The 11,719-nt window shown below is 60.0% G+C and carries 7 protein-coding genes and 4 pseudogenes; 4 read left to right on the top strand and 7 right to left on the bottom strand.

All coding sequences use genetic code 11. The annotated features are described in order from the left end of the window. Nucleotides 1-15: 15 nt before the first annotated feature. Nucleotides 16-864, bottom strand: coding sequence for a TraB/GumN family protein (locus GA0071312_RS13890; protein ID WP_131817818.1), 849 nt, complete (start codon nt 862-864; stop codon nt 16-18). A 160-nt stretch (nt 865-1,024) separates the two neighbouring features. Here GA0071312_RS13890 and GA0071312_RS13885 point away from each other — a divergent pair. From GA0071312_RS13885 to GA0071312_RS13870, 4 genes and pseudogenes are all read left to right on the top strand, one after another. Continuing rightward, nucleotides 1,025-1,438 (top strand): annotated as a pseudogene (locus GA0071312_RS13885) (IS5 family transposase); the annotation flags it as partial. A gap of 123 nt (nt 1,439-1,561) precedes the next feature. Next, nucleotides 1,562-2,767, top strand: a complete 1,206-nt coding sequence (locus GA0071312_RS13880; RefSeq protein WP_074444054.1) for an IS256 family transposase — start codon at nt 1,562-1,564, stop codon at nt 2,765-2,767. 51 nt (nt 2,768-2,818) lie between these two features. Further along, nucleotides 2,819-3,247 (top strand): annotated as a pseudogene (locus tag GA0071312_RS13875) (IS5 family transposase); the annotation flags it as partial. A 29-nt stretch (nt 3,248-3,276) separates the two neighbouring features. After that, on the top strand, nt 3,277-3,786 hold the full coding sequence (locus GA0071312_RS13870; RefSeq protein ID WP_074445444.1) for a hypothetical protein: 510 nt from the start codon (nt 3,277-3,279) through the stop codon (nt 3,784-3,786). A 383-nt stretch (nt 3,787-4,169) separates the two neighbouring features. Here GA0071312_RS13870 and GA0071312_RS19425 read toward each other — a convergent pair. From GA0071312_RS19425 to GA0071312_RS13840, 6 genes and pseudogenes are all read right to left on the bottom strand, one after another. Further along, nucleotides 4,170-4,310, bottom strand: a pseudogene (locus GA0071312_RS19425) (IS256 family transposase); the annotation flags it as partial. A 94-nt stretch (nt 4,311-4,404) separates the two neighbouring features. Beyond that, nucleotides 4,405-6,054 (bottom strand): IS1634 family transposase, encoded by a 1,650-nt coding sequence (locus GA0071312_RS13860; protein ID WP_074444604.1) that lies wholly within the window; start codon nt 6,052-6,054, stop codon nt 4,405-4,407. Between the two features lie 153 nt (nt 6,055-6,207). Then, nucleotides 6,208-6,543 carry a very short patch repair endonuclease gene (locus tag GA0071312_RS13855; protein WP_476707470.1) on the bottom strand — a complete coding sequence of 112 codons (336 nt, stop codon included), beginning with the start codon at nt 6,541-6,543 and terminating at the stop codon, nt 6,208-6,210. A gap of 9 nt (nt 6,544-6,552) precedes the next feature. Then, nucleotides 6,553-9,318, bottom strand: coding sequence for a hypothetical protein (locus GA0071312_RS13850; protein ID WP_238947072.1), 2,766 nt, complete (start codon nt 9,316-9,318; stop codon nt 6,553-6,555). A gap of 475 nt (nt 9,319-9,793) precedes the next feature. Beyond that, nucleotides 9,794-10,819: an IS110 family RNA-guided transposase gene (locus GA0071312_RS13845; protein ID WP_074443356.1), complete on the bottom strand. Its 1,026-nt coding sequence runs from the start codon at nt 10,817-10,819 to the stop codon at nt 9,794-9,796. Nucleotides 10,820-10,904: 85 nt separating this feature from the next. Next, nucleotides 10,905-11,705 (bottom strand): annotated as a pseudogene (locus GA0071312_RS13840) (IS256 family transposase); the annotation flags it as partial. Nucleotides 11,706-11,719: the final 14 nt, after the last annotated feature.

Genomic DNA, 11,719 nt, shown 5'->3' with positions numbered 1-11,719 from the left:
CTGACTTGATCCGAATCACTCTGTGGGTCTGCCGAAAACGAATGAAGACGAGTTCGCACGTGGATTGACCTGGGCTTCACCTGCGGGAACTTTCCGGTCAGGGAGCGAAGCATGATAGTTTGACTGGAAGCTTCCGGACATAATCCCCAAGCGCGCATCAACGCCGGTATTTCCGGGGTAATCACCTGCATGAGCTTGGCCACCGAACACCAAGTATTTTTCGTCCTCGGCGAGCTCGCTCATGTGGCCTTGAATAACCTGTGTCCAGTGCGGGTTCGAGGTTTCGAGACGGTCATCGCCGGAGAACGGGATATCGATCCCAACAACCTCGATTCCCTGCTGGCGCGCTGCGTCTATGACGTCGATAACCGAATCGATCCAGCCAGGGCCCTTGTCCCAGCCCGGGTGCAGGTAGTCGATTAGTTCGCTTCTGTCGCCGGTTTCCATGAATCGATTCAGGATATCCTGATCTGCTGAGTTGATCATTTCGATGAAAAAGACGCCGACACCTTCATTGCGGAATTGTGGCATGTTCGTCTGGAGGAATTCCGTGATGTATGTATCTCCATGAAGGTCGCCAATCATGAACCCCTGCGCTTGTTCCAGACCATAGCGAATTGCCGCCATCGGCCCGCCTTCGATGATTCCGCGCTCGTCGGTGGCCAGATCCGGTCCCGCGACCGGTCGGGTATGCGTCTGGGCAATCAGCGGCGAAGATGCAGACGAATCGGCACGATCTATATGACCCGCTTGGCTGAGCGTTGAGTTTCCGAATTGCTTCGTGAACACAGCTTCATTTTCGTTTTCCCGATACCCGCTGGATACGGTCAAAGGAAACGCTAGTTTTTCATTCATCGAAGACATAAACATAATATTTCCTCATAAATAATGCATTTATGTAATTTACAATAGCTGAAATCCTCAGCCGAAGTCAAATTTTTTGTTAAGAGCCGGATCTAAAAGTAGTTGAGTGATATCAAAGGGTTGTGATTCAACCGTCTTTGTCGAGAAGATGGAGGATCGAATGCCCTGGGATGATATCACTCGCCGGCAGCATAACCGGGACCATCTGCGTTATCCAAGTGATTTGATGGACCGGGAATGGGCGATTTTGGCGCCGCTGATCCCTCCGGCCAAATCCGGCGGTCGTCCACGCAAGACCGATATGCGAGAGGTGGTGAACGCGATCCTTTATATCGCGGGCAGCGGCTGTCAGTGGCGGGCACTGCCGAAGGACTTTCCTCCAGCCTCCACCGTGCGAGGCTATTTCTATTCCTGGCGCGATACCGACCTCTGGCAGACGATAAACCACATCCTTGTCGCAGCCACGCGGGAACTGGAAGGACGCGAGGCCTCTCCAACTGCCGGTGTCATCGACAGTCAGTCGGTCAAAACCACGGAAAGCGGCGGGATCTCTGGCTATGACGCGGGCAAGAAAAGGTAGCGTCCAAGGAGCTGGTGTAATTTCAGTGCCGTCAACGGTGTGATCCTGGGTGGCCATCGAGGTGTATGGTCGAGGTGGAGTTTGCTGACTTCAACCCCGGACCACATGGAGACCCCGATGACCAAGACGAACATGGACCTGTCCGAACTTCTGGCCAAGCACGATCAGGGAGACTTTCTGCGCAGCGTTGCCGAGGCCGTCCTGCAGCTGATCATGGAGGCGGATGTCGAAGGCCTGATCGGCGCTGGCAAGCACGAGCGCAGCGGCGAACGCACGACGTGGCGTAACGGGTATCGAGAGCGCGCTCTCGATACCCGTCTGGGCACGCTGAACCTGCGGGTTCCCAAGCTGCGTCAAGGCAGTTACTTCCCGGGCTTTCTCGAAGCGCGCAAGACCTCGGAACAGGCGCTGGTGGCCGTCATCCAGGAGGCGTGGATCAGTGGTGTCTCGACCCGTCGCGTCGATGAGCTGGTGCAGGCCATGGGGCTGAGCGGCATTTCGAAGAGCACGGTGTCGAAGCTGTGCAAGGACATCGACGAACGTGTCGGCGAGTTCCTGAACCGCCCGCTCACCGGCGAATGGCCCTATCTCTGGCTCGACGCCACCTATCTGAAGGTGCGCCAGGGCGGACGGATCGTACCAGTCGCCGCAATAATCGCCGTGGCCGCCAACACCGAGGGACGCCGTGAGATCATCGGCCTCGGTATCGGCCCGTCCGAGGCCGAGACATTCTGGACCGAGTTCCTTCGATCCCTGCGCGTTCGCGGCCTGGGGGGCGTCAGACTGGTCATCAGCGACGCGCATACAGGCCTCAAAGCCGCCATCGCCCGGGTCTTCGAAGCAACCTGGCAACGCTGTCGCGTCCACTGGATGCGCAACGCCCTGGCCCATGTCTCGCGTGGTCAGCATACTGTCGTCGCCGCTGCCATCCGACAGGCCTTCGATCAACCCGACCGCACCCATGCCGGCGAAACCTGGCGCAAGGTCGCAGAGCAACTGCGCCCGCGCTGGCCAAAACTGGCCGATCTCATGGATGCCAGCGAGCACGACGTGCTGGCCTACATGTCATTCCCGCGCCAGCATCGCACCAAACTGCACAGCACGAACCCAATTGAACGTCTGAACAAGGAGGTCAAGCGACGCGCCGACGTCGTCGGGATCTTCCCCAATGAAGCATCCATCATGCGTTTGATCGGCGCCGTGCTCTTCGAGCAGAATGACGAATGGCAGACATCAAGCCGCTACATGATGGTCGAGGCATTCGCACAGATCGACAAGGAAGAGATCGATCCCATCCTCAGCATAACCACAAAAGCCGCCTGATCATGACCTCAGGCCATCCAGAAAATTACACCAGCTTGACGGACGCGACCCAAGAAAATCAAGGGACGCAAGCGCCATATCATCACCGACACGCTCGGCCTGATGCTGTTCGTACTGGTTCATGCCGCCGACATTCAGGACCGGGACGGCGCGCCCGATGTTCTGAAAGCCATCCGGCACCGGTTCCCCTGGCTGCGCCATGTCTTCGCCGACGGCGGCTACGCAGGCGACAAGCTGCGCACCGCATTGATCGGCTGCGGCACGTGGACCATCGAGATCATCAAGCGTTCAGATGCTGCCAAAGGCTTCCACGTCCTACCCCGGCGATGGGTGGTGGAACGCACCTTCGGATGGTTTGGACGATGCCGCAGGCTCGCAAAGGACTGGGAGAAATCCGTCGAAAGCGCCACCGCATGGGTCATAGTCGCCAGCATCAGGCTCATGACACGCAGGCTCGCAACCTATTGTGTAATAACATAAACTTTTGAATCCGACTCAAAGAGGCGATCATGCCGGTACTGGAGCGTTACGGCCATAATGTGCGGTACAGGGGTTGCGCAGACTGGGACCGCTTCTGGGAAGATCAGGTGCAAATATCCAGCCCGCACAGTTTCATTCATGTCGATATGTGGGTGGAAATGACCCAATTTTCCGATATCTCCGACGCCGATCCCAAAGGTCTTTTCGGTATAGGCTTTACACCGATGGAAAACGGTAGGACCGATCTGTTTTTCATCACGACCGAGCGCCTGGCACTCGCAGAGAATGAGATAAGAGAGAATATGGGTGCCATTGTCAAAACACTGCGAAAAATTTCCGTCGTTTTCGAGAATGATACGGATGACGAGATTGGCTTGGAATTTGGCCCGGCTCACGTCGACGGGGCAGAAATATCCCGGGGAGACCGGATTACCGTTCCAGCCAATGCTTCGATAACTGTCGTACCGTTCGATGACCATGTCGAAGAACTGGTCGGCGATATTCCGGAAAAATTCGCCTCGATTATTGTTTCGAGATGATCGGCTCCGCTTCCGCGTGATGAAGCGCAGGTGGGGCGATGAAGCGCGCGGGGCGATCCGACATTGGCTGTCGAGATGCCCGAGCGCCATCTGTTCTTCGTTCGTCACCAAGCCCGGCGTGATGGCGAAGGTGCTCGCACGGTTTGGCGCGCGTTGCATGCCGCGGCTGAAGCGCTGCGAGGAACTTGCGCATGCACGACATTTCGGAACAGGCATTACGATTTGATACAGGTACTACGATGGCCCGCATGCGTGATGCATCCAAGCAGGATTCGCCACGGCCGGTTTCTTCGCATGGCCGGTACCGCCTCGGCTCCTCGCCGCTGATGCGCGCACGTGGGGTCTGATCGGAGCTATGCGGGATTTTGGGTGATACGGCCTGATCAGGCGGCGCGGTTTTCGGTACCGTTTACGGCGACACCGTTGGTGAATCTGACACCTTCGATGACCATTGGCAACTGCTTCGCGCCCTTCAGGCGGCGCCATGTCTTTGCGGCGGCCTGAACGAGCTTGAAGACCATGACCCAACTTAAACACCTGATTTCCGATAATTATGGATTTTCAATGGGATAGGGGGCGCCTTCGCGCTTTTAGCACCACGGTCGGAGGGTCGTGCGGTCAAGCAGCTTCGGTTTCGGCGATGTTCGGCGGCAGCGCCACGCCGACGGCGCGGAATACCGGCCCGACCTGACCGCTTACCGGGGTACGGATGGCAATGCTGCGTCCGTCCTTTTCGATTTTGCCGCTCTGCAGGCGGTCGAGATCACGCAGGAGCGGGCGCCACTCGGGTTTGATCCCGGCTTCGGTGCAGCGGTCGAACAGCTCCTTGTGCAGCATCAGGGCGAGGAAGGAGCAGAAGACGTGGCCGCGGATGGCGGCATCGGATGAATGGAAGATCGGACGTGTCGAGAGCGTCGCCTTGGCGACACGAAACAGCGTCTCGACGGTGAGCAGGTCCCGGTAGCGCAGCATCGCCTGAAGCGGAGAAATCCTCGCGTTGGTGCGCAGGACGAAGATCCCGTCATAGCGGGCTTCCTCGGCGATCTTGCCGGCATCGATCTCGAAGGCATCACGCGTCGTGGTGTTGAGATAACGCCTGTAGGCGGAGTTGCCGACGAGCGCCTTGTCGCCCTTCTTCAACTGCGTATCGAGGGCAGCGATGATGGCCTGGCGGTCCTTGCGGTCCTTCTCGGCCTGCGCCTCGTTGCGGCAGACGATGTAGCGGACCCCGTCGACGACGACCTCCTTGGCGAAGAGCTGCGTCTCGCCCTGGCTGCGCTCGACGAGGAGCGGCGTGAGGGGTTGCGGATCGTCGAGAACCCGGCGCATGCGTGCGTCGGTGCGCTCGCGCACACCCAACACATATTCCAGACCCTGTTCCTCTAGCGCCGTGATCGTGGCCTGCGAGATCATGCCCCGATCCGCCACGATGCAGGCTCGGGTGATACCGAAACGGCTGCGCAGCCGCTGCACGATCGGCAGCAGGATGGCGACATCGGCGGTGTTACCTGGCATCATCTCGGTGCAGACCGGGCGGCCATCGGCATCGACGATGACGGCGAGGATCATCTGGTTGAGATCAGGGCGATGGTCCTTGGAATAGCCCCGTGCCCCCAGCGTCTCGCCGCCTTCGCCGTGGAAGGACAGGGAGGTCGTGTCCATGAAGACGATGGAGAGATCGGTAAACAGGTCGCGCCGGCGCGCAAACAGCGCCTCCTCGATCACGTCCTTGACGGTACGCGGCGAAAAGGGCGTCGCATCCTTCTGCTCGTCCTTTGGCAGATCTTCTCCGAGCCAGGCCATGGCCCGATAGAAATGGTGCAGCGACAGATCGTCGGCACCGGGAATGTCGTAATCCTGCATCCAGGACGCGCAGTCGCGATCCGAGCCGGAGACGAACAGACGGTGCAGCGTCGCGGTGAACACGGCCCGCTCCACCGGGAATTCGAAGCCGCGTTCCCCAAGCTGATCAGCGATCACCTGATCGATGCCGAGTTGCTGCCACAGGCGCCCGAAGAGCAGCGGCCCGCCGATGCGACGAGCTTCGTATCGCGCCACATCACCGTTGTTGATGGCATCCAGGACCATGGCCCGTTCCGTGAACCGTCCGACCGAGGCGGCCAGGCGATCGAGATCCTTGCTGGCGAGAACCGTTTCCTTGCGTCCGAGATTGCGGATGATGCGCTGCTTCGTGCGGCCACCCTCGCGGACATTCTCCACAAGGTAGATGTAGGTGTAGCCATTGATGGTCTTCTCGCGCACGAACATGCCGAATTAGCATCTCAGAAACCTCCATTCGTCAAGCAATGAAACGCCTATTCTTACATTATTTAGCACCACACAAACTGACGCCCACCGACCCCACCTCAATAACATCAATGGCTTACGGAAAAATGTTCCCGCTTCGTCCAATTCAACTGTTCAACTTGGGCATGACCTTTCGAGCTGTTCCCTAGTCCGCGCATCGCGCACAACATTTCGGTCGAACTTCTCTACCCAAAACTCAGTATTGGTCTTTGGCGTGGTGGCGACCTTGCAGCCTCGATGGCGGTGCCAGAAACAGCCGTGGACGAAGATGACAGTCTTATAGCGCGGCAGGACGATATCAGGCTTGCCTGGCAAGCCCTTGCTGTGAAGCCTGAACCTGAAGCCGAGGGCGTGCATAGCGCGACGTAGCGCAACTTCCGGCGCAGTGTTCGACGAGCGGATCCGCGACATGCGCTCCGATCGCTCCGAAGGGCTCAGGAAATCGACCACCGCGTCTTCCTACTGCTCAGCAGCTTCCCGGGTCCGTATGTGCTCGAAGAATGGGTAGCCCCTTATGAATTCGCCTGGGCCATCGAAAGACTTGTAGAGGCATTGGTGGTTTCCCAGGCCCTTTATGCGCTCCGCCATTTCGGCCGCGGTAGCCGTTAGGCCCAAAGCCGACAGTTCGGCGGTCGTTATGTTAGGTACTTTATGAATGAACCAAGTAAGCAGTGGCTCCCGGTAGTCGGTGCCACCAGACTTGAAATGCCGAAGATACTGGGAGGCCAAGATGACGCCGGTCCCGAATTCACGCCCCTGAAGCAGTAGCTTTCTCAGCACGTCAAACTCATAGCGCATGATGTTGTCTGCTTCGTCGACAAGTAAGTAGGAATCGATTGCTCGCAGCTGCGGATCCTTACCAAGAAAGGGCCGCTTTGGGGTCCGGAGCATGTTCTCATAGAACATGTTCAGCAGTACGGCGACGAGCATATTTTTGCTGTGGTCGTCCTGACCAAGAGCATCAAGCGCGATAACGACGACTCCGTCGAGGAAAGTGTCGAACTGTACAGTTTTTGATTGATCTTCCTCGAAAATCTCCATGTCGAGCATGTCGCCGATGATCGACATCGGGGAGTCGGGCTTACCGTCGACAATTTCGTGGTAGGCGGTGTGCACCTCGCGCAGTGTAGGTGGAATGCCCGGAGCTGCTCCATCATAGGCTTCCTTGACCGCACGCTTCAGCTTGTCACGCTGCACAGTGCCAATCCCAGAATAGATCTTTCCGAGCACATCGGCAAAGAACCGGAACCGATCAAACCACGGTGCAGGGACGTCGCCGCTAGTACGAGTGTCGAATAGGTTCAGGGGTATGCGGTGCGGCCGGACGACGCGGGCGCCAGTGGCGGCGACAAAGTCGTCGCTACTGTAGTCCCGCTTGTAGTCGAAGATGAGGAATCTCGGTGGATGCCCGCGGTTCTCTGGACCCGACGACGCGATTTGGGCGATCAGGGATTTCAGCAGCTGTGTTTTGCCAGTGCCGAGGTCGCCCACTACACCGATGTTGAGCTGGTTGAGGCGAGTGTCCGATATGTTCAGCTCGAGGTCGCGGGGGCGAAAGCCATCGATCGTCTTCCCGACATCAAGTATGACACCCTTGCTCACGGGCTCTGGGGGGCGTTGGTCGCCTTCTCCGCGCAATGGTTGGGCGGGCGAAGGCATGACCTCGAGATCCTCACTAGTCACCCCAACCTGATCTGGAACCCCGGCAGGCGCTGCCTCCTCGGGAGCATCTGCGGTGGCCCGAGTTTCAGCTTCGGGCCCTGAGCCTGGCATTAGCTGCCAGTCGTCCAGACGCGCTCGAACCGTATCGTAGAACGCAGCCGGGTCGCCAGCCACTACCTCACCGGCGTCCCCGCGACCGATTACTATGGTCTCCTCAAAGCCATCGTTGTCGAAGTCCTGCGGCTTGCTCGAGGGGTTGTCGTCCAGAATGATCAGTCGCCCGCGAGTATCGACCTCCACGCAGTTGCTTCCGTCGAGGATTGCGCGGGCAATTCGCTCGTGGAACTCGGACCATCGTGCAGTGTGGCCGACGACGTCAGGATGTTGACTGTACACGCGCAGCCCAAAACCGATCATCGAAAGAAGCAAGTGCTGGTAAGCAATGGCCCACAGCCGAGGCTGTTCGTCGTGGCGCTGCATTGCGGACAGGAGGTGTGACAGCGCTTTTGCTTGATCGAGCGCCTCGACTGCCTCGTTGGCGCTGAAACGGGAAGTTGGCCGGCACTTGACTTCGATCGGCGTGATCTTAACCCGGACATTTCCACCCGAGAGATCGATGCCAACAACGACAAGGTCTGGCCGAAGTTGCGTTAGGTCGCCCCGTTCCTTTCCGAGAGCTCGGCAAAGGTCCCCAATGTAGCCGCGAAACGGATCGACGGGCACGACAATCGCAATAGTGGCGTCCTCGGCCGTTCCCCCAATTACAGGCAAAAGTCCGTCGCCTATGTGATGGTCGCCTCGGAAGCGGTCCTGAAGGAGACGCACGCCCACGAATATTCCGAGGTCCCCCGTTGCCCCGCTGTCGTCGCCCGCGAGGCCCTTTATGGTCGGGATACCGCGCCGCGCGACCTCCAAAAGGACGTCCTGCACTTTCTCCGGGTCCAGTTGGTCGCAGCCAGGCAGCCGCGCAAGAGCGAGCGACAGCGAGTCCCGGTCCGCGTCGGTAACCTGGGACAAAAGGTAGTAGCCATTCGTGTCACCCGCTCTATGGGAATAAGATGGTAGGTCGAAGTCCCAAAGATAGGCACCGTCGAGCCAGCCACCGAGGAAGCAAGCTGGGTCGATTGCCGCCGATGACACCGCGACGAAGTCGGTACGGCGCTCCCTGAGCATATGCTGGATCTCGTGAACGTTTGGCGCGAACTGCAAGCCCGTACGGAGTGACCCTAGGTTCTCCACCGCGGAAAGCAGGGCCGCAACCTTGTCGAGCAGAATATCGCCAGTGGGTTCGGATGTAGTCGACTGGCGAGACTCGGCGAGGAACGCACCCGGCAGTTGCCTTCTGACGCGATGCCTGATCATCCCCCCAGCGCTGAGAGGCGTACGGCCGTCCATGCTTTCTGAACGGGGCTCAGACATATCCAACTGGGCGATGATGCCAAGGTCCGGTACTGCGCCCGCGGGTTGGCCGGAATACCACCGGACACTATTGCCGGTGTCCTCCGACAGGTTCGAGAGCGTCGCCTCATCTGGCCGTGAACCATGCGGGCGGTCGTCAAACACCTCTACGAACCTGGGGCCGACGGACCTACTCCTTGGCCTCCGGGAATCCTCCTGAAACCGCGAGGTACACCATTCCACCAGCCCTTCATTGCACGCGTCCGTAGTTCCGCCCGCGCTCGAGACTGCAACTGCTACGACAGGCTTCGCCGAAAGCAAGTCGGACACGTCGTCGAGGGCGCGCATGACTTGCGCGGCACTGAACCCATGTATGGATGCCCCCGTTCGTGCAAGAGGTTTCTGCTCGGCTCAAGCGCGTGATCGGGTGCGGTCATGTATCAGGCCTTGAGATGCGGCTCTGAACGGACCGCGGGCCAGTATGGAGATACGCGGATCGAGTGCACATCAACAGCGCGAGCTCGAGGCTCTTTGGGTTCAAATGCTTTTCTCGATCCCGATCTGACCGATCGTTTGCCCTTACCTTGCTGTCGACTTCCTCACACGCCCAACGGCCCGGCTGCCTCGGCTGATGTCGTCATCAGACCGCGGCGACCGGACCCCTGAAGTTCTCTCCCCGCGTCGACATCGCCCAGATCCCGCGCGCCATCTTATTGGCCAGCGCGATGGCGACGACCATGCGTGGCTTGCGGGCCAGCATGCGTGCGAGCCAACTGCCTTCCGGCGCGCCCTTCCTGACGGCCCAGCGGACCACCGACATCGCGCCGATGATCAGGAGACGCCGTATGTCGCGCTGCCCCATCTTGGACGTTCGTCCGAGGATCTGCTTCCCACCGGTCGATCGCTGGACAGGGACGAGCCCCGTCCAGGCTGCGAAGTCGCGTCCACGCCTGAACGTCTCCATCGGCGGGGCGAAGGTCTGGACCGCCATCGCAGTCAGCGGGCCCACGCCAGGCATGGTCATCAGTCGTGCGGTGTCTTCTTCCCGCGCCGCTTCGCGCTTCAGCACCTTGTCGAGATCCGCGATCCTGCCGGAGAGCAGTTCGATCTGCTCGAGATAGAGGCGCCCCAGCTCGATCACGAGCGTCTCGAGACGCGAGCCGGCTGCCTCCAGCGCGTCCGCCAGCACCTTGACATGAGCCGGCCCCTGCGGCGCTATGAGGCCGTGCTCGGCGAGGTGGCCCCGCAGTGCGTTGATGAGCTGCGTGCGCTGCTTGACGAGGAGGTCCCGCGTCCGGAAAGCCATCGCCTTCGCCTGCTGCGCCTCGGATTTGACCGCGACGAAGCGCATGGTCGGGCGACCCGCCGCCTCGGCTATCGCCTCTGCGTCGGCCGCGTCGTTCTTCTGCCGCTTGACGAACGGCTTGACGTAGATCGGCGGGATCAGGCGGACCTCGTGACCGAGCTCGCCGATCGCGCGGCCCCACTCGTGGGCCGTCGCACACGCTTCCATAGCAACGATGCAGCGCGGCTGCTTGGCAAAGAAGCCGAGAACCTGCGAGCGACCCAGCTTCTTGCGGAAGCCGACGCTACCGTCCGCTCGCGCGCCGTGCGCCTGGAAGACCCGCTTTGCGAGGTCAAGGCCGATGATGCTAATGTTGTCCATGGATGCTTCCTCCTCTCGTGAATGACCTGCAGATCACCACGTTGGCACATTGCGATGCCGTTGGGAGGGGGCATCCAATCCATCAACAGCGCTGATGATGCGTTCCCGGGAAGACCTCGTCGAGGGCCTTCCAGAACCCCATGCCGCCATCGCCCACGGCGATCTCGGGCGGCACCTTGAGGCCGCGGGCCTTGATGTCGACCAACAGTTCGCGCCAGCTCTGCGCGCTCTCGCGCATGCCGACCTGGAAGCCGACGAGCTCCTTCTTCCCCTCCGGCGTGGCGCCGAGAATGACCAGTATGCACTCGGCCTGCGGTTCCATGCGGGCCTGCAGATAGACACCGTCGGCCCAGATATAGACATACCGCCGGGCCGAGAGATCACGGCCCTGCCAGCGATCGTATTCCTGCTGCCAATCGCCCGTCAGACGGGAGATGACACCAGGCGACAGGTTCGGTGCATCTACCCCGAGCAACGCTGACAGCGCTTCCTGGAAATCGCCGGTGGAGATCCCGCGCAGATAGAGCACCGGCAGCAGGGCATCGAGGCTTTTCGACCGCCGGGCCCATTTCGGCAGGATGCTTGAGGTGAAGCGGACCTTCTTCTCCGCGGGCATATCGGTGGCCCGGTCGCGGACTTTCGGGCGGCGCACGTCGAGCGGACCGATGCCGGTCTGAATGCTGCGCTGTGGCCCATAACCATGCCGGACGATCCGTTGCCGGCCATCCGGCAAAGCCTCCTCGGCATATTGCTCCACAAAGGTATCGGCTTCGGCCCGAAGTGCCGCCGCAAGCATCCTGCGGGCGCCGTCACGGGCAATTTCTGTCAGAGGATCCGCAACAGATCCGGGCTGGTACAGCGGGGTAATCGTGATATCATCTTTCATAGGCGTATCGTTCC

This window comes from Saliniramus fredricksonii (genome assembly GCF_900094735.1).
GTDB classification, from domain to species: domain Bacteria; phylum Pseudomonadota; class Alphaproteobacteria; order Rhizobiales; family Beijerinckiaceae; genus Saliniramus; species Saliniramus fredricksonii.
This window is presented reverse-complemented; position numbering and strand designations above follow the sequence as displayed.